The organism is Sphingomonas sp. VDB2, from assembly GCF_047946695.1.
GTDB classification, from domain to species: domain Bacteria; phylum Pseudomonadota; class Alphaproteobacteria; order Sphingomonadales; family Sphingomonadaceae; genus Sphingobium; species Sphingobium bisphenolicum.
In genome coordinates, this window is sequence record NZ_CP159615.1 from 1019903 (window position 1) to 1046090 (window position 26188).

Genomic DNA, 26188 nt, shown 5'->3' on the forward strand with positions numbered 1-26188 from the left:
ATGTCCATGCGTGAAGCTGCCATCGTTTCCACCGCTCGCACCCCCGTCGCCAAGGCGACGCGCGGCGCCTTCAACGATACCGACGCCCCGGCGCTGGCGGGCCATGCCGTCAACGCCGCCATCGCCCGCGCGGGCATCGACCCCGCCCGGATCGACGACGTCATCTTCGGCGCTGGCTCGCAATGGGGCGATCAGGGCTTCAACATCGGCCGCACCACCGGGTTCGCCGCCGGCCTGCCCGATTCGGTCCCCGGCGCGTCGGTCGACCGCAAATGCGCCGGCGGTCTCACCGCGCTCGCTTTCGCGGCGCGCGGCATCATCGCCGGCGACATGGACGTTGCCGTTGCGGGCGGCGTCGAATCGATCACCCACACGCGCGACTATGCCCCCACCCATCGCGCCCGCCCGGCGGCCGTGCTGGACCGCAAGCCCCACGCCTATATGGCAATGATCGAAACGGCGGAGATCGTTGCGGACCGCTATGGCATCAGCCGCGCAGCGCAGGACGAGATCGCCGCCATCAGCCACCAGCGCGCCGCCGCCGCCGTCGCGGCCGGCCGCTTCACGGACGAGATCGCGCCGATCACCGTCACCAAGAATATCGTCGAGAAGGACGGCAGCATGTCGGGCACCGAAACGCTGATGCTGTCGGTGGACGAAGGCATCCGCGCCGACACCACGGCGGAGGGTCTTGCCCGGCTGAAGCCGGTCTGGCGCGACGGCCAGATCGTGAAGGAAGGCAAGTTCGTGACCGCCGGCAATGCCAGCCAGCTATCGGACGGCGCCTCCGCCCAGATAGTGATGGACCATGCGACGGCGAAGGCGGAGGGGCGCGAGATACTGGGCCTCTATCGCGGCTTCCAGTCGGCTGGCTGTCCCCCGGAAGAGATGGGCATCGGTCCAATCTTCGCCATTCCCAAGTTGCTGGATCGCGCCGGCCTGAAGGTCGAGGATATCGGCCTATGGGAAATCAACGAGGCTTTCGCCAGCCAATATCTCTATTGCCGCGATTTTCTGGGCATCGATCCGGAAAAGATCAACGTCAATGGCGGCGGCATCGCGCTCGGCCATCCCTTCGGCATGACCGGCAGCCGCATCGCCGGCCATGCACTGATCGAGGCGCGTCGGCGAGGCGTGCGCTGGGCGGTGGTCTCCATGTGCGTGGCGGGCGGCATGGGGTCGGCCGGCCTGTTCGAAATTCCGGGCTGAGGCGGCACATGAACCAGATGCGCTTCGACCACGATGTCGTCATCATCACCGGTGCCGGTCGGGGCCTCGGTCGCGAACATGCGCTCGCCTTCGCGGCGCGGGGCGCAGCGGTCGTGGTCAACGACATCGGCGTCGAACCCGATGGCCTAGGTGGATCGACCCAGGTCGCCCAATCGGTGGTGGATGAGATTGTCGCCATCGGTGGCCGGGCCGTAGCCGACAGTCACAGCGTCACTACCGCGGAGGGCGCCGCCGCCGTCGTGCGGACCGCGCTCGATGCCTTCGGCTCGGTCAGCATACTCGTCAACAATGCCGGCATAATCGACTTCGCGACGCTGGAGCATATTAGCGACGACGGCTGGCGACGAATGATCGCCGTGACGCTGGACGGCACCTTCCAAATGTCGAAGGCGGTCTGGCCCCATTTCGTCGCGCAGCGCCATGGCCGCATCGTCAACACCACATCCAACGCCGGCTTCGCGGGCAATGAGCAACTCGTCCATTACGGCGCCGCGAAGCTCGGCGTAGCGGGCTTCACCAAGGCGCTGGCGAACGAGGTCGGCGGCAGCGGCATCACCGTCAACGCCATCGCCCCGATGGCAGTCACCCGCATGAATCGCGACGCCTTTTTCGGCGGCGCGGACGCAGGCGGCGACGATTGGCAGGCGGACATTCGCGCGGGCAAAGTCCCGATGGGACCGCCCGCCATCGTCTCGCCGGCGGTGCTATGGCTCGCCCATCGCTCGACCACCATCAACGGCGACATCTTCAGCGTCTCGTCGGGCAAGGTCGCACGCGTCGGCTTCGTCGTAGGCGAAGGCTATTTCAATCCCGACCATGGCCCGGAAGATCTGCGCGACAATGTGGAGACCCTCCGCTCGCTCGACGGGGCGCTCGACCCGCGCAGCACGCTGGACGAACTCCTTCTTATCCCGAAACTGTTCGGCGTTCCCGCCGCGAACGGTGCGTCATGAGTGATCCATCGAACGATTCGTTCGTTATGCCCGGCTGGGCGCATCATGCCGGTATGCTCGCGCTGGGCGAGGCGCGTGCGCCTGAAGGACCGAACGGCGTGACGGACAGGCAAGTGATCTGCGAGCGCATCGCACGCTACTGCTGGGCCTATGACGAGCGCCGCGCCGATGCGCTGGCCGACTGCTTCACGCAGGACGCAATATGGGAAGGCGATGTGCTGGGGCGCATTCCGATCGGCCCCTTTGTCGGCCGCGATCGGGTCGTGCGCTGGCTGACCGAATTCTGGCCGCACCAGCACGACCAGCGCCGCCACATGATCCTCAACACCATCGTGGAACAACAGACCTCCGAACGCGCGACGACGCTCAGCTATCTGCTGCTGATGTCGTCGGATGGCCGGGCGGCGAAGCTGGAAACGACCGGTTTCTACCGCACCGACTATCGGCCAGAAGATGGCGCATGGCGCATCGAAAGGCTGACCGCCGGCTTCGATGCGCCTTTCTGGCCGGGCGATATCGACCGGATGAGCGAACGGGGTCGCGCCCGCCATGGCGTCGCCCCGCCTGAACGCCCCTAGAAGGAGGTGATGACGCTGCGCGCGATCGCCCCGCCCTTCAATTCCTTATAGGCGTCGTTGATATCGGACAGGCTGATCTCGCGCGAAATCAGGTCGTCCAGATTGAGCTTACCCTCCAGATACAGCCGGGCGTACATCGGGATGTCGTGCTTGATATTGGACGAGCCCATATAGACGCCCCGCAGGTCGACCTGGTTGGTCAGCAGGTCGATCGTGACATTGACGTCGATCGTATTGGCAGGCGAATGCACCCCGATCAGATAGGCGCCGCCGCCCTTGCGGACCATCTTGATCGCCTGTTCCGACGTCGCCTTGATGCCCACCACCTCGAATGCGTGGTCGACGCCGCCCTCGATCAACGCCTGCACCGCGGCCACGCTGTCGCCTGCGGACGCATCGATGAAGTCGGTCGCGCCGAACTTGCGCGCCAGCTCTTCTTTCTTCGGCTGCATGTCGATCGCGACGATCCGGGCCGCGCCCGCCAGTTGCGCCCCGGAAATCACATTCAGCCCGACCCCGCCGATGCCGATCACCGCGACCGTATCGCCCGGCCGGACCGACGCCGTGTTGATGGCCGCGCCAGCGCCGGTGATCGTCCCGCAACCCAGCAGCGATGCCTGGGCGAAGGGCAATTCCTTGGGCACCTTGGCAAGCTGGTTTTCATGCACCAGCGCGCGCTCGGCAAAAGCGCCCGTGCCGAAGACCTGCGCGACCCCCTCGCCATTGCGGGTCAGGCGATGCGCATGGTCAGGATCGTCGCGCAGCGTCTCTTCCGGATGAGTGCATTGATAGGTCCGCCCACCGATGCAGGCGCGGCAATGACCACAAAACTGGATCAGCGATCCCACCACATGATCGCCGACCACGAACTCGCGCACTTCCGGGCCGATCGCCAGGACGACGCCCGCCAGCTCATGTCCCAGAACAGCCGGCAAGGGCACACCGAAATCCTGCTCGGCAAAATGCAGGTCGGAATGACACAGTCCCGACGCCTTCACCTCCACCAGCACCTCGCGGCCGCGCGGCGCATCGATGTCGATCTCCTCGATCTGGAATGTGCCGTCGAGGCTGTTGAGAATGGCGGCCTTCATGATGTTCTCCAATGTTGCGGAAAGGTCGGAATGTCAGGCGGTCATCAAGGTCAGGACGTCGCGCATATCCTCCACCTCTTCCATGGCGCGGCAGAGCGCGACCAACTTGTCGAGCTTCGCCTGCGGCAGCGCGACGGCGGCAAAGGGCGCGCACCGACCCAGCTTGTCGGCCAGATCGTCCCAGTCCATGGGATTGCGGCTATGGCCCTTCACATAAGGGGTGACATGGGTGAAGCGCCGTCCATCCGTCAGCGTGATCGTGACGGGAAAGCCCTCGAACTGGTCGGCATGGGCGGGATCGGCCATGATGTGGACGCGTTGCATCAGTGCCCGCCGCTCCTCGTCCATGATCCGGTCGACATGCAGGTCCTGCAGGAAAAAGCCGCCGCTGATCGCCGCCGTCGCGATCGTATAGGGCGCGCTGAACATGGCTTCTGGGACGCTGCGCGGGTTCCATTTCGCCGCAGCCGGCTCGAATGTCATGCGCGCGCTGTTGCTGCCCACGCAGTCGATCCGGTCGATGTCGCGCCAGTCCAGACCCTCGCCCTGTATGATGGCGACTGTGCTGGCAATGAAGCTGTGGGTGAATTTGCACGCGGAATAGGGCTTCATCGACAGCCCTTCCGCCAGTTGCCAGCGGGTGCCCAGATCGTCGGTCAGCAATTCGGGCCGCACATCGTCCCAGGCGACATGGCGCAATATGCCGCTCGGCACGCCCTGGAATATACCGCGCGGCGCCGTCACCCCGCGCCGCGTCAACAGCGCCGCCTTGACCGCCGTATCGCCGGCAAAGCTGTGCTGCACGCGCGCCATCTGCGTGCCTTCCGAATATTTATTATATTCCGACATGCCATGGACCGTATAGGCCATGCCCATCGCATTCCATGTCTCGTCGGCGTTCAGGCCCAGGATGCGCGCGACCGATGCGGCGGCGCAGAGCGGCCCGTTCCACTCGCCCGGCATACCCCAGGTCGTATGATAGCGCACCAGATTGAGCGCCGCGCTGGCGCGCACGCCCACTTCTGCCCCGGTGACATAGGCCGTCAGGAAATCCCGGCCGCTGACCGGCCCTGCGGCGATGCCCAGCACGGACAGCATGGCCGGCACATTCCATTCGGTGACATGACCGCCCGTCTCATGGACATCGCCCATGTCGATGGCGCGGGCCATCACCCCGTTCGCGAACGCCGCCATGGGCGCGGGCACCTTGTGCCCGTGGACCAGCACGGTCGCCTGCGGCGCCCCGCCCCATTCCGCGACCTGCGCGGCGATGGCGGGGCTGACCTCCCAGCCTGACCCCGCGATCGTCACCGCCAGCGTGTCCAGGATCGCTCGCTTGGCGAGATCGATCACGCCAGCGGGCAAGTCCTCGTAGCGTGTGTCCGCGACCATCCGCGCCAGCGCGCCGGCGGGATCATGTTCGGGCAGGACGGGGTTCTCGTGCTTCATCCCGCCATCATCGCCGCGATGCTCGGCAGCTCCCGTCGATCGGGGTCGAGGCCGGTGGCGGCGAACCATGTCCGTTCGCGCAACGCCTGCTTCTCGCCATAGCCCAGCACCGCCTCCCAGACGGCGGGCGCCAGCACCACCTTGCCATCCTCGCCCAGGATGATGCGGTCGATCAGGCCGCCCAGCGCGACGATGGCATGTTCCACGGCCGCCAGATCCTGCCCGTCCACCGCCTTCGCCGACGCGATCGCCTGCGTCAGTTCCTCGGCATAGCTGCTATCGACCGAAGGCTCCATCTCCTCCGCCAGCGCGATCATGGCTTGAAAGGAACCGGCCTCGAATGCCGCCGCCCATCGCCATTGCTGCGCAATCATCTGCAAATGACCGATGCACAGATTGACCTGGTCCTTGGCGAGCCGCTCGCGCCCGGTCAGCGCCGGCAGGACCACCTGTTCCAGCGCCTTGATGACGTTCGCGATGCGCAGATCGATACTCGGCAGCATGGGTCAGCCCTTCCGGATCAGTTGGACGATATGGCTCAGGAAGACGGCCCCGGCAGAGCCCAGCCAGGTCAACACGACCTCCTGATGGTTGTTGCTGGCGATCGCGGCGCGCATGGCCTGCCCCAGATCCATGACCGCGCATTTATAGGCGTTCAGCACTTCATAATAATGCAGCCTGACCGGGTCGATCCGATTCCCCGAAGCGGCCTCATATTGCGCGATGAAGTCGTCGCGGGGCAAAAGTCCGCTGACCAGGAAAACGCCATCGTCGCCCCAGGCCCCGAACAGTTTCTGCATGGTCCAGGCGATATCCTCGTGGAAATCGCCGATATGCGCGAGTTCCCAGTCGAGGACGGCCGTGAACGTCCCGCTCGGTTCCTCGAACATGAAATTGCCCATGCGCAGGTCGCCATGCACCAGCATCGGCCGGTCGCACACCGGGGCGTTCTCGCGCAGCCATCGCTCCGCAAGGGCCACGACCGGCACCGGCTCCACCAGGCAATCCCACCAGACCTGCGACCACCAGTTGACCTGCCAGATCGCCGCCTGATTGCTGTCGGCGCGTGGCGCATCGAAAAAGCGCAGATGCGCACGCGACCAGTCGAAGCGATGGGTGGTGGCAAGCGCGTCGATATATTGCGGCGCCAGCCGGTCGATCAGGCTGCCCAGCCGTCCCCCCATGCCGGAAACGCCGCCACTCCCGCCCTCGCTCGGCTGCGTCACGCCGCGCACGAAACCCAGGATGACCGCAGGCTGTCCCAGCAGGTCGCCATCGGCATCGAACCACCGTACCGGCGCGACCGGCATGTGGTTTCCCATGATCGACTGGATTTCCCCTTCCCGGCCGCGACAGGTCTGGGCGATCGCCTCCAGCGGGTCCATCCGCAGCACCAGCCGTTCGCCCTGCGGGGTTTCGCGATGGGTCAGCGTGAAGGCGAACTGTTCCTTCGATGCGCCGCCCGACATGCGCTCGACGTCGGTGATCGCAATCCCCTCCAGGCCCTTCGCCGCGAAGAAGCCGGTGAGCATCGCCGTCACCTCGGCGTCGGATTTTGGCCGGTAGGGACCGGTATCGCGCAAGCGGACCGTCCGTTCCAGAATATGGCGGATGCGCGGCTCCATCTCGGACCGGTCCCAGACGTCCACGTCCCCGCTGCGGGCAGGCGTCACCTGCATGGCGATATCCTCCATCACCAGGCGAAGCGCCGGACATAGGGCTTGGCGAATTTGAGATAGTCGCGATTCCAGCAGAATTCGCACCAGCCGGTGCCCTGTTCGCCGTCGATCGTGGCCGTCACCACGGCTTCGTTCAGCAGGACGATCGGGTCCAGGTCGAGCTGATATGTCGCGAAAGCCTGGCAATCGACGAAGACCGACCGCCCGTCGCTGTCAGTGACAGTGACGCGGAAGCGCTCCTGCATCATGTCTTCGTCATAATCGATGTCATAGTCGATGCTCTGGACATGCTGCATGACGCCGTCCTTGAAGAGATAGCCGCGCGTTTCGACCTTGCCGAACGACATCATCTCGAAGAAATGCACCGACACGCTCGGGGTGGTCGCGTGGAACCATTTATAATGCTGGTTGAGGCCCCAGACGCGCGGCCCCCAGCTATGATCGCGGATCATGAAGTCGTTGAGCGCGAAATCCTTGCCGTCGATACGCAGATTGCCCTTGATCCTGCCATGCTGTTCGGTGCGATCGTCGCCATAATAGGGCGGATTGCCCTTGGGATGCATACTGAAGGCATAGGGCGGATGGATCGCACTCCATTGTCCTTCGAACTGGATGCGATCGCCGACCCAGCCCAGATCGATCGTCTTGAACGGCTCGCGCACGGCCATCAACAGGGGGCCGAAGCGCCAGTCGTCAAAGTCCATGTCCTCCGACACCATCTGCTCGACCTCCTCTTCGATCGGCGCACTCAGGCCGGGTCCGAAGAGGTGGAGGCGCCCCTTGGCATGGCCGTTGGCGCGCACGGTAGGATAATAGAAGCCGGCAATGCCATATTGCGGCAGGACGAACTGATGGGTCGCCGATTCCCGGCCGTCTTCCGCCAGTTTGTGGCGATAGGCATTTTGCACGGGATAGTCGGCGATAGGCGCGGCGGTCTCAGGCATCTTCGACTTCTCCTTCGATTTTATTTTCTTCGGCTGAGGCGTCAGTCGGCTTCAGCCAGCATCGTCTCCAGATCAGGCAGGTCATTCTGGTCGGGGTCGAGCCGATTGGCCTTGAACCAGCTTCGCTCCCGCCGGGCATGTCGCAGCGCATAGTCAAGCAGCGCGTCGATCGATTCCGGCGGCAGCGGCGCATGATCCTTTCCGCCAAGGATGACCGCATCGACGGCGTGGCCAAGGTCGATATTGGCCCGCTCGATCGCGGTCACGCTGACGCGATCGCACGCCTGCGCCATGGCCAGCGCGGCTTTCAGATCGTCCGCCAGCAATGCCGGCGCATCGGGCAGCAAATGCCGGGCCAGTCCCTGTAAATCGTCCAGCGCCACCTGCTCGTAACGGAGCGCAGACTTCCACTGTTCGCCCATCATGCGCAAATGGCCGGCCACCAGCATGGCCTGATCGCGGGCCAGGCGCTGGTCGCGCGGCAGCGCGGGCAGGACCACCTGCTCCAGCGCCTTGATCATATTCGCGATGCGCAGGTCGATATTGGGCAGCATGGGTCAGGCCTCCCGAATGAGCATGACGAGTTGTTCCAGGAACACGGCGCCGGCGGAGCCAAGCCAGGTGAGGATGATATCCTGGTGATTATTGCTCTGCGTCGCGGCGCGCATCGCCTGGCCCAGGTCGATCACCGCGCATTTATAGGCGTTGAGCACCTCATAATAGCGCAGTTTCACCGGATCGATGCGGTTGCCGGACGCGGCTTCATAGGCGCGCAGGAACTCGTCCCGCGCGATCAGCCCGCACACCAGGAAGGTGCCGTCGTCCGTCCAGGTGCCAAAAAGGCGCTGGATGGCCCAGGCGATATCCTCGTGGAAATCGCCGATATGCGCCAGTTCCCAGTCCAGTACGGCGGTGAACTTGCCGCTTGGTTCCTCGAACATGAAATTGCCCAGCCGCAGATCGCTGTGGCACATGACGGGCGCGTCGCAGACCGGTGCATGTTCGCGCAGCCATCGTTCGGCATAGGTCACCATCGCGACCGGCTGGACGACGCCGTCCCACCAGACCTGCGACCACCAGTTGACCTGCCAGATCGCGGCCTGTCGCGTCCCCGCTTCGGGCGCCGCATAATAGGACAGGTCGGCGGAGCGCCAGTCGAACCGATGCACCTGCGCCAGCGCGTCGATAAATTGGGGGGCCAGTTTGTCCGCCCAATCGTCATAGCGCGTGCCAATGCCCGACACGCCATGTCCCGTGCCTTCGCTCGGCTCGGTCACGCCGTTGACGAAGCCCAGGATGATCGCCGGCTGGCCCATTATTTCGCCGTCCGCATCGATGCTGCGGACCGATGCGACCGGCAATATGTCGGCAAAGGCGACATGCACCTGCGCCTCGCGGCCACGACAGGTCTGCGAAATCGCCTCCAGCGGGTCCATGCGCAGCACCAGCCGCTCCCCCGCCGCGTCCTCCCTGTGCCGCAAGGTGAAGGCGAACTGCTCCTTCGAAGCGCCGCCCGCCATGCGCGATACATCGGAAATGCCGATGGCTTCCAGCCCTTCGGTCCTGGCGAAATAATCCTCCAGCATGGCGATGACCTCGCCATCGGTCTTCGCTGCATAGGGGCCTTTCGCCCGGTCCCGCACGGTCCTGTCGAGTATCTCCCGGATGCGCGGCTCCATGTCGTTGCGGTTCCAGATATCGATCCTGTCGATCGACGGCGCGTCGATGATCTCGCTCATGTCAATTGCCATTGCCTTCCCAGGGAAAGCGGAAGCCGCCTTCGCCCATGCCGTAGCCAACCGTCCCGTCGCTCAGCCGATATTCCATCATCTGTTCGACCATCACGAAACTGTCGAAGGGAAATTGCCAGCGGAACAACGGCTTGGCGGTGAACTCCCACAGCCGTTCATCCTCGTCCCACACCTTCCAGTGGACATGTTTGAAGCCCATCTCGTCGGGCTCGTATTCGATCACTTCCTCGACCCGGCCGATATGATGCCAGCGCTGCCCGTCGTGCAGAATCTTCTGATAGCCCTCGCCCTGCTCGGTGATGGCGTGGACCGCAACGCAGGACATGCCATTGTCGAAGATCGGCCATGCCAGCCGGTAATGCTGCACTCCCGCCCAATTGCGCGGGCCGCAACTGACGTCGCGAAAGCCTGCATCCTTGATCGTGATGGTCTGCCCGGTGCGCAGGCGCACCGTGCCGGTGACGTCGCACACGCCTTCCAGATGGATATAGGCCAGTTCGCGTGCGATCGCATCGTCCTCGTTGCCCGGAACGATACTGTCGCCCATCGGGAAGCGCTGATCCCAGCTCAGGTCGACGCCGAAATCCTCGGTGTCGATCGTGATCCGGCAGGTTTGCAACGGCTTTATCGCCTCAAGGCGCACGCCCGCCACGGTCACCCCACCATCTGGACGGTCCCTGGTGTAGGGAAGATTCATGTTGATGCGGGTGAACAGCGGCTTTCCGTCCATGAAGAAAATTGCGAAGCCATTGGTTTCGCCCATATTCTCCATGAACCCGAAGCGGATGAAGCCACCCAGTTTCGCCTGCCGGTCGTAGAAGTTGAAATAGTAGCTCTGGTTCCATTTGGGGATCGCCGGATTGGAAATATGCCGCTCACAATTTTCGGTCATGTAAGCGTTGGTGAGTGCCGTCATGCTCATCCTTTCCATTGCCTTCCCCTACGCAGTTTTTGTTTTGATCAGCGTCAATCGTCCAGCAGCGCCGTCACCGTCTTGGTCTCGGTATAATGCAGCACGCCTTCCTCGCCGACTTCGCGACCCCAGCCGGATTCCTTGACCCCGCCAAAGGGCGCGGACGGATCATTCATGCCATGGGTGTTGATCCACACCGTACCGGCCTGAAGCTTGCGCGCGGTCAGGTGGGCGCGCGACAGGTCGCGGGTCCAGATATTGGCGGCCAGGCCATAGCGGGTGTCATTGGCTTGGCGGACGACATCGTCCACATCGTCAAACGGGGTCGCCACCAGCACCGGGCCGAAAATCTCCTCCCGCACGATGCTGGCGTCAGCGTCGGGATTGGCGAAGATCGTCGGCTCGACGAAATAGCCGTCCCGATCGCCCGTCCCGCCGCCGGTGACGAGGTCCGCGCCACTCGCCTTGCCCTGCGCGATATAGTCCAGTACCCGGCCCTGCTGCACCTTCGACACCAATGGCCCCAGCATCGTGTCGGGATCGCGGCCATGGCCCAGCTTGAAGCTCTTGGCGACCTGTGCGACACCATCCACCACCTTGTCGAACACCGATCGCTCGACATAGAGGCGCGAGGCCGCGAGACAGACCTGCCCCGAATTGAAGAAGATGGCGAGCGCAGCGCCGATGCTGGCCTTCTCGATATCCGCATCGGCGAAGATCAGCGAGGGCGACTTGCCGCCCAGTTCCAGCGTGACGCGCTTCAGGTCCTTCGCCGCCGTCTGGACGATCTGCTTGCCCACGCGGGTCGATCCGGTGAAGGCGATCTTGTCGACGCCGGGATGCTCGACCAGCGCCTGCCCCGCCTCGTGGCCATAGCCGGTGACGATGTTGAGCACGCCTTCGGGCAGTCCCGCCTCCAGCGCCAGTTCGGCCAGGCGCAGCGCAGTCAGCGGGGTGACTTCCGACGGTTTCAGCACGATGGTGCAACCCGCCGCCAGCGCCGAGGCGATCTTCCACGCCGCCATGGCGAGCGGATAGTTCCACGGCACGATCTGGCCGACGACGCCGATCGGCTCACGCACCGAATAGCTGTGATATTGGCGGCCATCGCCCGAAATCGGATTCACCTGGCCGTAGATTTTCGAACACCAGCCCGCCATATAGCGGAAGATGTCGACGGCTGCCGGCACATCCACCGCCAGCGCATGATGCACCGCCTTGCCATTGTCATAGCTTTCCAGCAGCGCCAGTTCCTGCGCATGATCCTCGATCTTGCGCGCGATCGCCTCGATGATCTTGCCGCGATCGAGCGGCCGCATCCGCGCCCAGGCGGCGGACTCGAACGCAGCGCGCGCCTTTGTCACGGCCCGGTCCACATCCGCAGCGCTACCCGCCGGAACGCTTGCGAACACCTGTCCCGTCGCCGGGTCTTCCACGTCGATGGTGCGACCATCCCCGGCCGCGTCCCATGATCCGCCGATCAGCATCTTCTGCTGCGGCAGGCGGACTTCATGCCCCTTCTCGCCGTGCAGTCCGGCGGCGATCGTTGAGGGTGCATTCATGGGCCATGTCTCCAGTTGATAAGAAGGAGCCGCGCCCGCCTTGCAGGGCGCGGCTCAAGGGGAGAGGATTCAGCTTTTCTTGAAGCGGATCGGCAGCGCCTTGTAGCCGCCGACGAAATTGGTCTCGACCAGCCGCGGATCGCCCGCCAGTTCGACCGATTCCAGATGCGGCAACAATTCCTCGAACAATATGCGCATCTCCAGCTTGGCGAGATGCTGGCCCAGGCACATATGCGGGCCGAAACCGAAGGCGATGTGCGGATTGGGCGAACGCGTGATGTCGAACCGGTCGGCATCGGCGAACACCGCCTCGTCGCGATTGCCCGACGGATAACAGATCATCAGCCGGTCCATCGCGCGGATGTCCATGCCGCGCACCTGCGTATCGGCGGTGGCATTGCGCATGAAATGCTTGACCGGGCTGGTCCAGCGGATCGCCTCGTCCACTAGGCCGGGGATCAGCGACGGGTCCGCCTTCACCTTCGCCCAATTCTCCGGATAGACCATCATCCCGTGCAGCCCGCCTGCGGTGGACGACGATGTCGTGTCATGCCCGGCGGTGGCGATCGCGACATAATAGCCGTTCGCCTCGTCGCGCGGGATCGGCGCGCCGTTGATCCGCGAGTTGGCGATCAGCGACAGCAGGTCGTCGGTGGGCTGCTCGCGCCGCGCCGCGCTCAGCTTGTCGAAATAGACGTAGAAATCTTCGATCGAGGCCGCCCATTGCTTCGCCGCCACCACCGGATCGGCCGCCATTTCGGGCCGCTGTTCCTCGGGATCATGCACGCCGAAAAATTCCTGCGTCAGCTTGAGCATCCGCGGCTCGTCCTCTGGCGGCACGCCGAACAGGGTCATGATGACGCGCAGCGGATAATGGAGCGCGAAGTCGCGGACGAAATCGCATTCTCCGTCGAAGCTCAGCAGATTGTCGACCGACTGGCGCGCCAGCACGCGGATCTGTTCCTCCAGCTTGCTGATCTTGCCCGGCAGGAACCAGTTGGAAGTCAGCGTGCGGTAAGACGCATGTTCGGGCGGGTCCATATAGGTGAGGGACGACAATATGCGCAGCGACCCGCCATTGATCTCCCGCGTAAAAGCGTCGGACGCCTGATCGACCAGGATCGGGTTGTGATCGGCATTGTGGAACAGCTTGCCGTTGCGCTCCACTTCCTTGATGTCGGCATGTTTGGTGACGACCCAGATCGGATCATAGCCCGGAACCTGCGCGATCCCCAGCGGCATATGCTCCCGCAGCCACCGGAACGCACCATAGATGGTGGCGTCGTCCGTATAGCTTTTCGGTGCGATCACGATGCGGGCGATGTCATCGGGAATGATCGGACGCACATCGGCATCCAGCGAAGTCGCCATGGAACTACCCTCTCCTGCTACGCCGCCCTAAAGGATCTATGCGTATTGCGTATGCCATTTACGTAACTATGGATGGAGAGAGTCGTCAATCACAAAAATCGTTCGGACTATTTGGCAATCCTGAAATAAAAAGCATTTTATTACAGTATTTTACCACTGAGAATGGCATCGCCATGTCCCAAAAACTGAATGCTCGTCCACAGATTGAATGAGCCGAAGGGCCTGAAAATGGACGGCGACAAGCAAACTTCCCATCAGCGACCAAGCCATCGCCGGGGAACTAACGAGTAACGATACGCAATCCGTCGAGGGGCAAAACCGCCCCCGCGGCTGACGTCAATGCTGAGCGGCGGACGGTTTGACCGTCTCGTCGGGACGCTCCGTTTCCCTGCCAGCACGGATTGCGTCGACATGGCGGAAGAAGGCGCGCTGACGCATCAGGCCGAAGAAATCGAGCATCAGCGGCAACGCATGTTCCACCATGGTCGCGGCCTGTCCGACATCGATATGGCCCTCGACCCGTTCCATGAAGGTGACGGCTTCCCAACGGCCGACAAAATCGGCAGCTTCGGTATAGAAGCCGAGGATGTCTGGCGTATAGTCCAGCCGCTGGTCGAACCCGGCCTTGCGCATGTCGCCCCAGATACGGACCAACTGCGCACAGGTAATGCTCAGCGCCTTGCCCTGCTCCGTTTCGATGATGTCAAGAATGCCGATCTTCGCCAGCGTCCGGGCGTCTTCCACCGCATGGGGATAGCGTTCCAGCAGCGAGGCGATGGTGACAGGCGGCCCGTCCACGCCCACGCGATGCGCGACCAGTTGCTCGAGTTGATCGAAGGCGCTGGCCTCGACCCGCCCCTCGGTCCCCTCGCCACCGATGATCGCCTTGATCTGCGCCAGCGTCAGCCGGTTTTCGCGCTGCAACCGCCGCACCGCCAGGATCGCCTGCACATGTTCCTCACCATAGTCGGCGACGGTTTTGCGGGGGCGAGCCGGCTCTGGAATCAATCCTTCGCGCAGATAGACGCGGATCGTCTCGCGATGGACTCCGGTCCGCTCTTCCAGTTCGCGCATCTTCATGAAGACGCTACAGCATGGCGGATCGAACGGAGCAAGCTGCTATGTGCAGGCCATACGCAATGGAAACGCCCTCCATTCTTTGCGAACGGAGGGCATAAAGACCGTCAGGCCGCGACCTTCGCGCCTTCCTCCGCTTCCTGCATGGCGCTCAGCAGGCGGCGCGCCTGGTTGACCGCACCGTCGCTGGCGATGCCGACAAAGGGCCGCTCCGGTTCGTCATCGATGCGCGCCTGCTGCGCCTGCAGCGTTTCCTCATCCTCGGTGATGGTATCGAAAAACTGGTCGAACAGCACGTCCGGAACGCCGCTTTCCTTGGGCGCGGTGGTGCAGATGGTCCAGAGATAATGGCTGGTCGTTTCCGTCTCCGGCGTGATGAAATGATTGTTCGCCAGCATGAAGCCATTGTCGCGCTTGCCCTCATAGGCGCCGGTATCCACCTCGCAGCCACCGGCATTGACACGGCAGGTCATGCCGATGCCCGGCTCGAACCGCACCTCCTGCCAGCGATCGACCCGGCCCTTGAAGCCGCCAGCATCGATATAGGATTTGGGCGGCACCGAATTGGGCATTTTGCGCAACAGCGTCACCTTGCGGCCGTCAAACTCGACCTTGGTGTCGGCATTATAATGCTGCTCCGGGTTCCCGCCGATCGTGCGCGCATGGATATAGGGCACATGGGTCAGGTCCATGATATTGTCGATAATGAGCTGCCAGTTGGCCTTCACCGGAAAATTATAGGGGCGCCAGGTCCAGGCCGGATCATTATGTTCGGGGCTATCGACGATGATCGACGGATCGGCCAGCGCCGGTTCGCCCATCCATATCCAGATCAGATGATCCTTCTCCACCACGGGATAATGGCGGACATTGGCGGACGCGGGAATGCGCGCCTGATTCGGGATACGGGTACAGGCGCCTTTCCCGTTGAACTCGACGCCATGATAGCAGCAACGGATGACGTCGCCGTCGACATGGCCGGCGGACAGCGGCATGGCGCGATGGCTGCACCGGTCCTCCAGCGCGGCGATCTCGCCACTTTCGGTGCGGAACAGCACGACCGCCTTGTTCAGATATTTGCGCCCCAGCGTCTTGCCCGGTTCGATATCGGCTGCGAAGGCGGCCACATACCATGCGTTGTAGATGAACATGCTGCTCTCCATTGTCCGGCCGGGCGGTGCATCGCTCCGGCGCTACCCTATTGTTGGGCATGATTATGGATGCCCGGTATCGAACCGCCAATCGCAATCCCATAAAGCCATAAGAAAAGCGGGAAATGAATATGGCAAAGCGGGATCACCGCAAATACAGCCCCCCATTCATGTCCAGCGTCGCGCCGACGAAGAACCCGCCCCGGTCCGACGCCAGCAGCGCCGTCGCGGCCGCGATTTCGCCCACTGCCATGAAGCGGCCGACCGGCACTTCGCCCTCGACCCGCGCGATCTGTTCGGCCGACAGGCGCGCCTTGGCGGTGTCGATCGGTCCCGGCGCGATGGCGTTCACGGTCACGCCGGTCCCGGCCAGATAGCGCGCGAAATATTTGGTCAGCATGATCGCCCCGGCCTTCGACGCGGCATAATGGGGGGAGGCGACCGTCCCGCCATTCTGCCCGGCGAGCGAAGTGATGTTGACGATCCGGCCATAGCCATTTTCGCGCATATGTTCAGAGAATATCTGGCAGCTCAGGAACACGCTGCGCATGTTGATCTGGACGATCGCGTCAAATTCTTCGGGTGATATATCCTGCGTCGGCGTGCGCTTGGCGAAGCCCGCATTGTTCACCACAATATCGACCTTGCCCCAAAGGGCCGCCATCTTGTCCCGCGCGGCCAGGAAATGATCCTTTTCCCGCACGTCCAGCGTCAGGGCGATCGCCGTTTCGCCCGACGGATCCAGCGAAGCCGCCACCGCCTGCGCGACATCGATATCGACGTCGCTCACCGCCACGCGCCCGCCACCGGCATGGATTTCGCGCGCCACCGCCTCTCCCACGCCCCGGCCGCCGCCGGTCACCAGGGCGGCGCGCCCTGCGAAGGAAAAGCTGCCATTGGCGGGAAGGGTGAATTGATCGGTCATAGGTCCGTCCTGAAACTGGCAAAAGACAAAGCGGGGAAGGCATCGCCCTCCCCGCCCCAAGGCATTAGTGGCGGAACGACAGCGTCAGGCCGTAGGTCCGCGGCGTGTTGGTGAAGATCTTCCAATAGGTCGTGCCGTTGCCGGGCACCGCGAGGAAGGCGGTGATGTCGTCCGCATTGACGATCTGATAGTTGTTGGTGAGGTTCTTGCCCCACAAGCCGATCTGGAACCGCCCGTCCGCCGTCTCGTAATTGAGCCGCGCATTGAGCGTCCGCCCGCGGGTATCCTCGTGCAGATTGTCGTAAAGGCGCAGCGTGTTCGCATCATCGGTCGAGATGCGGGTGGAGAAGTTGAAGTCCGCCTGCGGCGTCAGCGTCGCGCCATTGCCCAGGCGCCCGGTATAGGCCGCACCCACGGTGAAGCTGTCGCGCGGCGCGAACTTGGCCGGGTTGCCCGAATAATCGAGGTTCACCAGCGGATCGCGCAGCGACGTATATTTGCCGACCAGATGCGTGTAGTTGGCGGTCAGGCGCAGATCCTCGACCGGACGGATCACGGATTCGACCTCCAGCCCCTTCATCTTGAGCGTGCCGTTATAGGTATGCGCGATACCGCCCGCGCCGGAGAAATTCTGGAGATTCTTGGTCGTTTGCCGGAACAGCGCGACGTTCAGGTCCAGCTTGTTGTCGAACAGCCGCGACTTGGCGCCGATCTCGTAATTCTCGGCCTTTTCCGGTTCCAGCGGGATGGTCGGGTTGCGATAGGCATTATCGACGAAGCCGCCCGACTTGAAGCCCTTGGCATAGGTCGCATACATGTTGACCTTGTCCATCGGCTCGAACTTCAGCGTGAAGCGCGGGGTGAAGGCGTCCCAGGTCTTGCCGCCCGACGCGAACACCTCGCCGGGGAAGCCGAAGCCCGGGATCGCGCCGGCGTCGGTGGTCGAGAAAGCGTGATAGTCGATCTTCTTGCGGTCCGATGTGTAGCGGCCGCCTGCAACGACGGCCAGCTTGTCGGTGATCTCGAAGGTCGCTTCGCCGAACACGGCCAGGCTGCGGACATTGCCTTCCTGGACGCGGGTGATGTTGGTCACGTCCGGATTGCGCCGGACGCTGGCGTTGACCGCCGAACCAGGCAGCGGGCTGTAGAAGAAGATGTTGGTGGTCGAAACATCGGCCGACAGGAAATAGGCCCCGACCACATAGGAGAAGCGGCCCGGCGCCGAGGCGAAGCGGACTTCCTGCGTGAAGCTGCGGTTTTTCACCACCTGGCGGCGGTCGAACACGGGAACTTCGGTGCCAACCGGCACGTCGTCGTTGATCGCGCGGCTGTCATTCATGCGATAGCCGGTGATCGACGTCAGCGTGCCGCCCAGCAGGTCGAGGTCGCCGCGCAAATAGCCGCCGCGCAGACGCTGGCGATAGGGCGAGGACACGAAGTCGTTATTCGTCCACTTGTCGTCGCTGAAATCGCCGAACGTATCGGGGATGACTTGATTGCCGCCGATGCCGAGCTGGATCGCGCCGCCATTGCCCTTGGTATAGCTGTAATCGCCCGACAGGACGATCTTGAGCGTGTCGGTCGGCTGGAACAGCAATTTGCCACGGGCCGAATAGCTGTCCGACTTGCCATAGCTGCCCGACTGGTTCGGCGTGTCGATCAGTCCGTCATTATGTTCGGTGCTGAACGCGAAGCGGCCGGCGATCTTGTCGTCGACCAGCGTGCCGTTGACCATGCCTTCGGTGCGCACATAGCCGCCATTGCCGCCGGTGATCTGGGCGTAATAATCATCCTTGAAGTCGGGATTCTTGGTGATAACGGCGATCGCACCGCCCACAACATTACGTCCGAACAAGGTGCCCTGCGGCCCGCGCAGCACTTCGACGCGATCGGTGTCGTAGAAGTTCGCGTTCAGATCGTTGTTGAACACATAATAGACGTCGTCCATGAAATAGGCGACCGGCGTATCCAGCGTGGCGGTACGGAAGGTCGACACATTGCCGCGGATCGCGACGATCGACAGCGACTTGTCGGCCGTATTGACGGTGATGCCGGGCATCTGCTGTGTCAGGCCCGCCGGGCTGTAGACCTGCGCCTCGCGCAGCAGTTCGCCGCCAAAGGCTGCAATCGAAAAGGGCACTTCACGCACCGTCGATTCGCGACGCTCGGCAGTGACGACGATATCTTCCGGGAACAGAGCATCTTGCTGCGCGGCCTGTTGCGGGGCTGGCTGATCGGCCTGCGCAAAGGCGGGGGCAGCCGCCATCACGGCGATGATCGCGCCCAGCGCGGAGGATGTTTTAAAGCTGAAAATCATTACCCGGACTCTCCCTTAACCACACGGCTTGACGCCGCCTGGGGAGCGTGAAGCAGCAAAAAGGAAATGGGCGCAATAGTATCGTCCCGATTATTGAATGGTCCGACCACATTCCGATTGGGGCAGGCGGCTGCGACCCTCTAGTCAGGGATCAGGGAATGGCACTGGCTTCGATTCAAGCCGCGCCGATAACGAAAAGCAAGGAAGAGGCTGAAAACTCATGCAGTCCACTGATAGCGCCGACATGACCAGGGTTGGACCGGGCACGGTCATGGGCACGATGATGCGCCAATATTGGCTGCCCGCCGTCCTGTCCTCCGAGGTGAAGGCCGATGGCGACCCGGTGCGCCTGATGATTCTGTGCGAAAAGCTGATCGCCTTCCGCGACAGCAGCGGCCGGGTCGGCATCATGGACCACCGCTGCCCCCATCGCTGCGCGTCGCTGTTTATCGGCCGCAACGAGGAAAACGGCATACGCTGCGTCTATCATGGCTGGAAGTTCGACGTCGACGGCAAGTGCGTGGACATGCCGTCGGTTCCCGCGCGCATGGACTTCAAGGAAAAGGTCCATGCCAAGGCGTACAAGACCCACGAGGCGAACGGTCTGATCTGGGTCTATATGGGCGAGAACCAGTCCGCCCCGCCGCCGCTGCCCGAAATCGAGGCGACGATGCACCCGGACGCCGAAATCTGGTGCCTGCAACGCGACTGCAACTGGCTCCAGGCGTTGGAAGGCGACATCGACACCAGCCATGTCGGCTTCCTCCATGTCGGCTCGATCGAGGCGGACGACCTGGACGAAGATCATCCGATGCGTCCGACCGTCCTCAACCGCGCGCCCGACTATGAAGTGGCGCAGGCCGACTGGGGCGTCATGTATGGCGGCTATCGCCCGAACGACGATGGCCAGATGAGCTGGCGCGTCGCCCATTATATGTTCCCATTCTGGACGCAGACGCCGAACAACCGTTTCGCGACCCGCGCCATCGCCCGCGCCTGGGTGCCGATGGACGACGAGCATTCGATGCTGTTCGACATCACCTGCGGTGTCGATGCGGGCAACCCCGCTTATACCTCGACGCTCAAGGACGGCACGCCGCTGTTCGCGCCGCTGGAATATGCGCCCAACACCACCGACTGGTATGGCCGCTGGCGCTCGCCCGACAGCGAGAAGAACGACTGGGCGATCGATCGCGAAACCCAGCGCAATGGCACCCAGTTCACCGGCATCGCCAATATCACGATGCAGGACCAGGCCGTGACCGAGAGTATGGGGCCGATCACCGACCACAGCTTTGAAAATCTGGCGCCGACCGACCAGATGATCGCCCGCGTTCGCCGCCGCGTGCTGCTTGCCGCCCGCGCGCTCGCTAACAAGGGCACGCTGCCGCCGGGCATCGAAGACCCCAGCATCTTCTACCGGGCGCGCGCAGGCTCCTTCCTGCACGATCCCAGCGACACGCTCGCCAATGCCTATGAATCGGCGCTGGCCAAGGCGGTGCGCTGGCCCGACAAGGTCGAAGCGGCTGAGTGAGACGGGAACAAGGGCCGGGGCGATCCATGCCCCGGCGCCTCAGGCAAGGATGACAGAGGTGACGAAACGCATTGCGGTTTGTCCGGTTCGCCGATCCATGGCGCCCCGGCCCTGCCATGAGACGCATCGCACCGGACGGAGAGGGTGATGCGCGCAAGACTGAAGAATATCCGCTGGGAAGCCGAAGGCATCAACAGCTACATCCTCGAACCCGTCGATGGCGGGCTGATGCCGGCCTTCGATCCGGGCGCGCATGTCGATGTGCAACTTTCGCCCGGCCTGGCGCGCAGCTATTCGCTGGTGAACGATCCGGCGATCCGCGGCTATTATGAGATCGCCGTTCATCATGCAATCGACGGCCGGGGCGGGTCGCGCCACATCCATGAAAAATGGCAGGTCGGCCAGATCCTCGAAATCTCCGAGCCGAAGAATAATTTCCCGATGGTGGAAGATGCCAGCCACACCGTCATGATCGGCGGCGGGATCGGTATCACGCCGATGCTGCCGATGATCGCGCGGCTGGAGAAGCTCGGCAAAAGCTGGGAACTCCATTATGTAGCCGCATCGCCTGAGCGCGCCGCCTATGTCGATCGCCTGTCCGATCACGACCGGGTAGAAATCGCCTATGACGGCATCCCCGGCGGTCGTCGCCTGGACTTGAAGGCCATCTGCGCCGCCGCGCCCGCCGATGCGCATCTCTATTGCTGCGGTCCGGGCGGGATGCTCGACGCCTTCGTCGCGATCAATGCCGACCGGCCCAAAGGCCACGCCCATATCGAATATTTCTCGGCCGAAACCGAAATGGCGACCGAGGGCGGCTATACGCTTGAACTCGCCAGGAGCGGCAAGACCATCGCGGTGGAGGAAGGCGAAACGATGCTCGACGCGCTGCTGAGCGCTGGGGTCAATGTCGGCTTCGCCTGCTCGGAAGGGATTTGCGGCACGTGCGAGGTCAAGGTGCTGGACGGCATCCCCGACCATCGCGACCATTTCCTCAGCGATGATGACAAGGCCGCCAACAAGTCGATCATGGTCTGCTGCTCGGGATCGAAAACGGCAAACCTCGTCCTCGACATCTGATTGCGATATTCCGGTTTCTCAATGTTACACCGGCAAATGAATGAAGCGGTCGCAAACGGCCCAAAGGCTCAAGGAGACGATCTTGGCGGTCGCCACGATAGAAGGCAGCAGCACTAGAGGCATGTTGGACGACATACCCATGTCGTCCTACCAGATCTGGTCGGTGCTGATGATCGCCGCGACCGTCGTCCTCGACGGCCTCGACAACCAGATGCTCGGCCTCGCCGCACCGTCGCTGCTCAGGGAATGGGGCATCGGGCGCGAAGCGCTCGGCTCCGTCTTCGCGCTCGGCTTCGTCGGCATGGCCATCGGCACGCTGACGTCGGGCTGGGTCGGCGATCGCTTCGGTCGCCGCGGCGCACTCATCATCGGCGTCGCCATATTCGGCATCGCAACGCTGGCCACCGGCTTCACCGACGCGCTGTGGCAGGTCGCCGCCTTGAAGACACTGGCGGGCGTCGGCCTGGGCGGCGTCCCCGGCACCGCCAGCGCCATGATCGCGGAGTTCACCCCGGTCCGCTGGCGCAGCGTCGCCGTCACCTTCGGCGTCGTCTGCGTTTCGATCGGCGGCATATTGGGCGGCGTAGCGGCAGCCCTGATCTTGCCGGGCCTCGGATGGCGCTGGCTCTTCTATATCGGCGGGGTCGTGACAATGATCTTCGTCACCTGGCTCTGGTTCATCCTGCCGGAATCCCCGCGCTATCTCGCCGAACGGCCCGACCGCGCCGCCGAACTCGACCGCATCCTGCGCCGCATCGGCCATCCCGATCCCGCCTCGGCCGCCCATGTCCCGCTCGCCGTGGGGGAGGCGCCCCGCTACGAACCGATGCGCAACCTGTTCGGCGCCGCACTGCTGCGCGACACGCTGGCGCTGGCGGTCGCGATGTTCTCGGGCATGTTCATGATCTACCTCATGTTCAACTGGGCGCCCACGATGCTGAACAGCGCGGGCTTCGGCCTCCAGACCGCGAGCCTGGGCCTCACAAGCTTCAACATGGGCGGCACCATAGGCGCGATGATCGCCAGCCTCGCCATCATCCGCTTCGGATCGCGCCCGGTGCTGATCCTGATGGCGATCGTCGGCGCGACCGTCTGCGCCACCCTCGCCCTTCTCCCCATCAGCGGCGGCCGCAACGAAGCTGCGGTGCTCGCCTGCCTCGGCGCGCTCGGCCTGTTCGCCAGCGCCGCCCAGTCCGCCATGTTCGCGGTCGGCGCCCACGCCTTCCCCACTGGCCTGCGCGCCCGCGGCCTCGGCCTCATGGGCGCGGCCGGCCGTGTCGGTGCGATCGTCAGCGCGGTGGCCGGTGCCCTCCTCATCGACTGGGGCAATCTCGGCTTCTTCGGCGCGCTCGCCGCCCTGATGCTGGTCAACGCCCTGGGTTTCATCGCCGTGCGGGGCCATGTGCCCGCGCTCGGCCGCAAGGACGCGCATATATGAGCGACAGTTTCGACTATATCGTGATCGGCTCCGGCTCGGCCGGCAGCCTGATGGCCAACCGCCTGTCCGCCGACCCGGCCAACCGCGTCGTCCTGATCGAGGCCGGACCGTCCGACAGGAAATGGCCCGTCAACCTCAAGACCGCCATGCCCGTCGGCAACATCTTCCTGCTGCCGCACGAAAAATATAACTGGAAACAGTCGCTCTCCGGCAACGCGGCCGTCAACAACCGCCAAATCAATTTTCCCCGCGGCAAGCTGTTCGGCGGCTGCAGCGCCATCAATGGCGGCGTCTATATTCGCGGGCAGAAGGCGGATTACGAAGCCTGGGCGGCGGAGGGCAACACAGGCTGGTCCTATGACGACGTCCTTCCCGCCTTCAAGGCGGTCGAAAATTATGCCGGCCCCGACAAGCCCTGGCATGGCAAGGGCGGCGAACTGGACGTGCAGAAGCCCAAAAGCTGGAACCCGGTCAGCGCCGCCATCGTGGACGCCGCCACGCAGGCGGGCCATCACCGCAATGACGATTTCGCGGGCGATCGGCAGGACGGCTTTGGCCGCTACGACCTCAACCAGCGCAATGGCACCCGCCTGTCGAGCGCCCGCGCCTTCCTCCATCCCGCACTCAAGCGCCCGAACCTCACCATCCTCGACGAAACCCTGGTTCGCCGCATCCTGTTCGATCGCGGCCGCGCAATCGGGCTGGAGATCGAGAAGGACGGCGCGCGCCGCACGATCGGCGCGAAGCGGGAGATCATCCTGTGCGCCGGCGCGACCAATTCGCCGCAACTGCTGATGCTGTCGGGCATCGGCCCGCAGGCCCATCTGCGCGAGATGGGGATCAATGTCGTCCATCACCTCCCCGGCGTCGGCCAGCATTTGCAGGATCATCCGACCGTCCATGTCGCGATGGAAAACCCTACGGCCGAATCCTACGCCGTCTCGGCCAGGGTGCTGCCCCGCATCCTGTTCAGCCCGATCAAATATCTGTTGAAGCGCGAAGGGATGCTGGCCTCCAACGTCGCGGAAGCCGGCGGCTTCCTCTGCACCGACGGCAGCGGCCGCCCCGATATCCAGATCACCTTCCTTGCGGGTCTGAAGCTCGACGCCCGCTCGGTTCCCCGCCGCCACGGCTATATGGGCCTGATCCAGTTGCTGCGCCCCAAAAGCGCCGGCTCGGTGCGCCTGGCGAGCAACCGGCCGGAGGACAAGCCGGTGATTGATCCCAATTTCTTCGCCGATCCCTATGACATGAAGACGCTGATCGCCGGTTTCCGCGAAGCCCGCCGCATCTTCGCCCAGCCCGCGCTGGCCGCCATGACCGGCGCGGAGATCGAACCGGGCATCCAGCACCAGAGCGACGCGGAGATCGACGCCGCCCTGCGCAAGATCGTCAACACCGCCTATCACCCGACCGGCACCTGCAAAATGGGACCGGACAGCGACCCGATGGCGGTCGTGGATGGCCGCCTGCGCGTGCGCGGCATATCCGGCCTGCGCGTCGTCGACGCGTCTGTCATGCCGGCGATCATCAGCGGCAACACCTCTGCCCCCACCATGATGATCGCGCAGCGCGCCGCCGGCTTCATCCTGGAAGATGCCATTACCTCGAATATCGCCGCCTGATCGCGGCCCGGAGAGACTAGCCATGACCATGATGACCATCCCCCCCCGCCCCGCTCTGCTCGACACGCGCGAACAGGACATGCTGATCGGCGGCCAGCGCGTCCCGGCCCTGTCGGGCAAGCGCTTCGAAACCCGCAACCCCGCCACCGGCGAGTTGCTCGCCACGATCGCGCAGGGCGGCGCCGAAGATGTGGACCGCGCGGTCAAGGCCGCCCGCGCCGCGTTCGAAGGGCCATGGCGCCGCATGAAGCCGGTCGAGCGCCAGCGCATCATGCTGCGCCTCGCCGATCTGGTCGAAGCGCATTATGAAGAGCTGGCGATGCTCGACACGCTCGATCTCGGCGCGCCCTACAGCCGCACCATCATGGGCAAGGCCCGCGCCGGCGCGCTGCTGCGCTATTATGCGGGCCAGGCGATGCTCATCACTGGCGACACGATCGACAATAATGCCCCCGGCGATGTCCTGTCCCACACGCTCAAGGAACCGATCGGCGTGGTTGCGGCGATCAATCCCTGGAACGGCCCGATCGGCATGTCGGTGTGGAAGGCCGGCCCGGTCCTCGCCACGGGCTGCACCCTGGTCATGAAGCCCGCCGAACAGACGCCCCTGTCCGCACTCCGTTTCGGCGAGCTTTGCCTGGAAGCCGGCGTGCCCGAAGGCGTCATCAACGTCGTCACCGGGCTGGGCGACGCGGGCGCGGCGCTCTCCAGCCACCCGGACGTCGACAAGATCGCCTTCACCGGCTCCACAGGCGTCGGCGAGAAAATCCTCCACGCCGCCGCCCCGACGATGAAGCGCGTCACCGTCGAACTGGGCGGCAAATCGCCCAACATCGTCTTCGCCGACGCCGATCTCGACAAGGCCGTGCCAGCCGCCGCCATGGCGGTCTTCGCCAATGCCGGCCAGATTTGCAGCGCGGGCACCCGCCTGTTCGTGCAAGGCTCGATCCACGACGAATTCATGGAACGCCTCGCCGCCTTCACCAGGACGATCAAGGTCGGCGATCCGCTTGACCCCACCACCCAGATGGGACCGGTCGTCTCCGCGCCCCAGATGGACAAGATCCTCGCCTTCATCGACGGCGCCAGCACCGAGGGCGCCCGCCCCCTGACCGGCGGCGCACGGATGAGCGGCGCGGGCTATGACGCGGGCTATTTCATCGAACCGACCATCTTCACCCATGTCGCCGACGACATGACGATCGCGCGCGAGGAGATTTTCGGCCCCGTCCTCTCCGCCTTCACCTTCGACACGGTGGAAGAAGTGCTGGCCCGCGCCAACGCCACCGAATTCGGCCTCGGCAGTGGCGTGTGGACCCGCGACCTTGGCACCGCCCATCGCATGGCGCGTGGCATCCGCGCGGGATCGGTCTGGGTCAATTGCTACCAGATGCTCGACCCCGCCGTCCCCTTTGGCGGCTACAAGATGAGCGGCTTCGGCCGGGAATCCGGGCCTCACCATATCGAGGATTATCTGGAGACCAAGGCGGTCTGGATCAACCTGGACTAGGGCGCGCACC

General features: G+C 63.9%; 22 protein-coding genes and 1 pseudogene. 9 read left to right on the top strand and 14 right to left on the bottom strand.

From position 1 onward, the window contains the following. Positions 1-6 precede the first annotated feature (6 nt). Genes ABT375_RS05095 through ABT375_RS05105 form a run of 3 tightly spaced genes read left to right on the top strand, consistent with a single transcriptional unit; the run spans position 7 to position 2761 of the window. Entirely contained in the window at positions 7-1209 is a 1203-nt protein-coding gene (locus tag ABT375_RS05095) for an acetyl-CoA C-acyltransferase (RefSeq protein ID WP_416464322.1), read from the top strand. 8 nt (positions 1210-1217) lie between these two features. Beyond that, positions 1218-2183: an SDR family NAD(P)-dependent oxidoreductase gene (locus tag ABT375_RS05100; RefSeq protein WP_416464323.1), complete on the top strand. Its 966-nt coding sequence runs from the start codon at positions 1218-1220 to the stop codon at positions 2181-2183. Next, a complete protein-coding gene (locus ABT375_RS05105; RefSeq protein ID WP_416464324.1) occupies positions 2180-2761 on the top strand; it encodes a nuclear transport factor 2 family protein in 582 nt (193 codons plus the stop codon). Before ABT375_RS05100 ends, ABT375_RS05105 begins: the two co-directional genes overlap by 4 nt. Here the strand turns inward: ABT375_RS05105 and ABT375_RS05110 are convergent. The 10 genes from ABT375_RS05110 to ABT375_RS05155 form a co-directional block, all read right to left on the bottom strand. Further along, entirely contained in the window at positions 2758-3852 is a 1095-nt protein-coding gene (locus tag ABT375_RS05110; protein WP_224545886.1) for a Zn-dependent alcohol dehydrogenase, read from the bottom strand. The two genes, ABT375_RS05105 and ABT375_RS05110, sit on opposite strands and share 4 nt — an antisense overlap. A 33-nt stretch (positions 3853-3885) precedes the next feature. After that, a complete protein-coding gene (locus ABT375_RS05115) occupies positions 3886-5301 on the bottom strand; it encodes an MmgE/PrpD family protein (RefSeq protein WP_416464325.1) in 1416 nt (471 codons plus the stop codon). Then, the gene (locus ABT375_RS05120) at positions 5298-5804 is read right to left on the bottom strand and encodes a hypothetical protein (RefSeq protein WP_416464326.1); all 507 of its coding nucleotides are present in this window, start codon (positions 5802-5804) and stop codon (positions 5298-5300) included. Before ABT375_RS05120 ends, ABT375_RS05115 begins: the two co-directional genes overlap by 4 nt. A 3-nt stretch (positions 5805-5807) precedes the next feature. After that, complete coding sequence (locus ABT375_RS05125) at positions 5808-6995, bottom strand: phosphotransferase family protein (RefSeq protein ID WP_416464852.1); 1188 nt, start codon at positions 6993-6995, stop codon at positions 5808-5810. Further along, positions 6995-7924, bottom strand: coding sequence for a hypothetical protein (locus ABT375_RS05130; protein ID WP_416464327.1), 930 nt, complete (start codon positions 7922-7924; stop codon positions 6995-6997). The genes ABT375_RS05125 and ABT375_RS05130 overlap by 1 nt, the downstream gene beginning before the upstream one ends. A gap of 41 nt (positions 7925-7965) precedes the next feature. Next, positions 7966-8478: a hypothetical protein gene (locus ABT375_RS05135; RefSeq protein WP_416464328.1), complete on the bottom strand. Its 513-nt coding sequence runs from the start codon at positions 8476-8478 to the stop codon at positions 7966-7968. Positions 8479-8481: 3 nt separating this feature from the next. Then, positions 8482-9663 (bottom strand): phosphotransferase family protein, encoded by a 1182-nt coding sequence (locus ABT375_RS05140; protein WP_416464329.1) that lies wholly within the window; start codon positions 9661-9663, stop codon positions 8482-8484. A 1-nt stretch (position 9664) separates the two neighbouring features. Beyond that, positions 9665-10591 carry a hypothetical protein gene (locus ABT375_RS05145; protein ID WP_416464330.1) on the bottom strand — a complete coding sequence of 309 codons (927 nt, stop codon included), beginning with the start codon at positions 10589-10591 and terminating at the stop codon, positions 9665-9667. Between the two features lie 50 nt (positions 10592-10641). Then, positions 10642-12150: an aldehyde dehydrogenase family protein gene (locus ABT375_RS05150; RefSeq protein ID WP_416464331.1), complete on the bottom strand. Its 1509-nt coding sequence runs from the start codon at positions 12148-12150 to the stop codon at positions 10642-10644. A 69-nt stretch (positions 12151-12219) separates the two neighbouring features. Beyond that, positions 12220-13521: a cytochrome P450 gene (locus ABT375_RS05155; protein WP_416464332.1), complete on the bottom strand. Its 1302-nt coding sequence runs from the start codon at positions 13519-13521 to the stop codon at positions 12220-12222. A 38-nt stretch (positions 13522-13559) separates the two neighbouring features. On the opposite strand from ABT375_RS05155, the gene ABT375_RS05160 reads away from it, so the two are divergent. Beyond that, positions 13560-13733 (top strand): hypothetical protein, encoded by a 174-nt coding sequence (locus ABT375_RS05160; protein ID WP_416464333.1) that lies wholly within the window; start codon positions 13560-13562, stop codon positions 13731-13733. A gap of 676 nt (positions 13734-14409) precedes the next feature. On the opposite strand, the pseudogene ABT375_RS05165 reads toward ABT375_RS05160, so the two are convergent. From ABT375_RS05165 to ABT375_RS05180, 4 genes and pseudogenes are all read right to left on the bottom strand, one after another. Continuing rightward, a pseudogene (locus ABT375_RS05165) lies at positions 14410-14601 on the bottom strand (MerR family transcriptional regulator); the annotation flags it as partial. Positions 14602-14705: 104 nt separating this feature from the next. Beyond that, positions 14706-15749 (bottom strand): aromatic ring-hydroxylating dioxygenase subunit alpha, encoded by a 1044-nt coding sequence (locus ABT375_RS05170; RefSeq protein ID WP_224545866.1) that lies wholly within the window; start codon positions 15747-15749, stop codon positions 14706-14708. A gap of 145 nt (positions 15750-15894) precedes the next feature. Then, on the bottom strand, positions 15895-16674 hold the full coding sequence (locus ABT375_RS05175; RefSeq protein WP_224545865.1) for an SDR family NAD(P)-dependent oxidoreductase: 780 nt from the start codon (positions 16672-16674) through the stop codon (positions 15895-15897). A 64-nt stretch (positions 16675-16738) separates the two neighbouring features. After that, entirely contained in the window at positions 16739-18991 is a 2253-nt protein-coding gene (locus ABT375_RS05180) for a TonB-dependent receptor (protein WP_416464334.1), read from the bottom strand. A gap of 220 nt (positions 18992-19211) precedes the next feature. Here ABT375_RS05180 and ABT375_RS05185 point away from each other — a divergent pair, with 220 nt between their 5' ends. From ABT375_RS05185 to ABT375_RS05205, 5 genes are all read left to right on the top strand, one after another. Then, entirely contained in the window at positions 19212-20525 is a 1314-nt protein-coding gene (locus ABT375_RS05185) for a Rieske 2Fe-2S domain-containing protein (protein WP_224545861.1), read from the top strand. A gap of 147 nt (positions 20526-20672) precedes the next feature. After that, entirely contained in the window at positions 20673-21605 is a 933-nt protein-coding gene (locus tag ABT375_RS05190; protein WP_416464335.1) for a PDR/VanB family oxidoreductase, read from the top strand. 82 nt (positions 21606-21687) lie between these two features. Further along, a complete protein-coding gene (locus tag ABT375_RS05195) occupies positions 21688-23043 on the top strand; it encodes an MFS transporter (protein ID WP_416464337.1) in 1356 nt (451 codons plus the stop codon). Continuing rightward, a complete protein-coding gene (locus tag ABT375_RS05200) occupies positions 23040-24668 on the top strand; it encodes a GMC family oxidoreductase (RefSeq protein WP_416464338.1) in 1629 nt (542 codons plus the stop codon). Before ABT375_RS05195 ends, ABT375_RS05200 begins: the two co-directional genes overlap by 4 nt. A gap of 22 nt (positions 24669-24690) precedes the next feature. After that, positions 24691-26178, top strand: a complete 1488-nt coding sequence (locus ABT375_RS05205; RefSeq protein ID WP_416464340.1) for an aldehyde dehydrogenase family protein — start codon at positions 24691-24693, stop codon at positions 26176-26178. Positions 26179-26188: the final 10 nt, after the last annotated feature.

What these genes read in the sequence shown, in the direction of transcription:
- ABT375_RS05095 (WP_416464322.1), top strand. Translation starts at nt 7, where the DNA reads ATGCGTGAAGCTGCCATCGTTTCCACCGCTCGCACCCCCGTCGCCAAG.
- ABT375_RS05100 (WP_416464323.1), top strand. Translation starts at nt 1,218, where the DNA reads ATGAACCAGATGCGCTTCGACCACGATGTCGTCATCATCACCGGTGCC.
- ABT375_RS05105 (WP_416464324.1), top strand. Translation starts at nt 2,180, where the DNA reads ATGAGTGATCCATCGAACGATTCGTTCGTTATGCCCGGCTGGGCGCAT.
- ABT375_RS05110 (WP_224545886.1), bottom strand. Translation starts at nt 3,852, where the DNA reads ATGAAGGCCGCCATTCTCAACAGCCTCGACGGCACATTCCAGATCGAG.
- ABT375_RS05115 (WP_416464325.1), bottom strand. Translation starts at nt 5,301, where the DNA reads ATGAAGCACGAGAACCCCGTCCTGCCCGAACATGATCCCGCCGGCGCG.
- ABT375_RS05120 (WP_416464326.1), bottom strand. Translation starts at nt 5,804, where the DNA reads ATGCTGCCGAGTATCGATCTGCGCATCGCGAACGTCATCAAGGCGCTG.
- ABT375_RS05125 (WP_416464852.1), bottom strand. Translation starts at nt 6,995, where the DNA reads ATGGAGGATATCGCCATGCAGGTGACGCCTGCCCGCAGCGGGGACGTG.
- ABT375_RS05130 (WP_416464327.1), bottom strand. Translation starts at nt 7,924, where the DNA reads ATGCCTGAGACCGCCGCGCCTATCGCCGACTATCCCGTGCAAAATGCC.
- ABT375_RS05135 (WP_416464328.1), bottom strand. Translation starts at nt 8,478, where the DNA reads ATGCTGCCCAATATCGACCTGCGCATCGCGAATATGATCAAGGCGCTG.
- ABT375_RS05140 (WP_416464329.1), bottom strand. Translation starts at nt 9,663, where the DNA reads ATGAGCGAGATCATCGACGCGCCGTCGATCGACAGGATCGATATCTGG.
- ABT375_RS05145 (WP_416464330.1), bottom strand. Translation starts at nt 10,591, where the DNA reads ATGACGGCACTCACCAACGCTTACATGACCGAAAATTGTGAGCGGCAT.
- ABT375_RS05150 (WP_416464331.1), bottom strand. Translation starts at nt 12,150, where the DNA reads ATGAATGCACCCTCAACGATCGCCGCCGGACTGCACGGCGAGAAGGGG.
- ABT375_RS05155 (WP_416464332.1), bottom strand. Translation starts at nt 13,521, where the DNA reads ATGGCGACTTCGCTGGATGCCGATGTGCGTCCGATCATTCCCGATGAC.
- ABT375_RS05160 (WP_416464333.1), top strand. Translation starts at nt 13,560, where the DNA reads ATGCGTATTGCGTATGCCATTTACGTAACTATGGATGGAGAGAGTCGT.
- ABT375_RS05170 (WP_224545866.1), bottom strand. Translation starts at nt 15,749, where the DNA reads ATGTTCATCTACAACGCATGGTATGTGGCCGCCTTCGCAGCCGATATC.
- ABT375_RS05175 (WP_224545865.1), bottom strand. Translation starts at nt 16,674, where the DNA reads ATGACCGATCAATTCACCCTTCCCGCCAATGGCAGCTTTTCCTTCGCA.
- ABT375_RS05180 (WP_416464334.1), bottom strand. Translation starts at nt 18,991, where the DNA reads ATGATTTTCAGCTTTAAAACATCCTCCGCGCTGGGCGCGATCATCGCC.
- ABT375_RS05185 (WP_224545861.1), top strand. Translation starts at nt 19,212, where the DNA reads ATGCAGTCCACTGATAGCGCCGACATGACCAGGGTTGGACCGGGCACG.
- ABT375_RS05190 (WP_416464335.1), top strand. Translation starts at nt 20,673, where the DNA reads ATGCGCGCAAGACTGAAGAATATCCGCTGGGAAGCCGAAGGCATCAAC.
- ABT375_RS05200 (WP_416464338.1), top strand. Translation starts at nt 23,040, where the DNA reads ATGAGCGACAGTTTCGACTATATCGTGATCGGCTCCGGCTCGGCCGGC.
- ABT375_RS05205 (WP_416464340.1), top strand. Translation starts at nt 24,691, where the DNA reads ATGACCATGATGACCATCCCCCCCCGCCCCGCTCTGCTCGACACGCGC.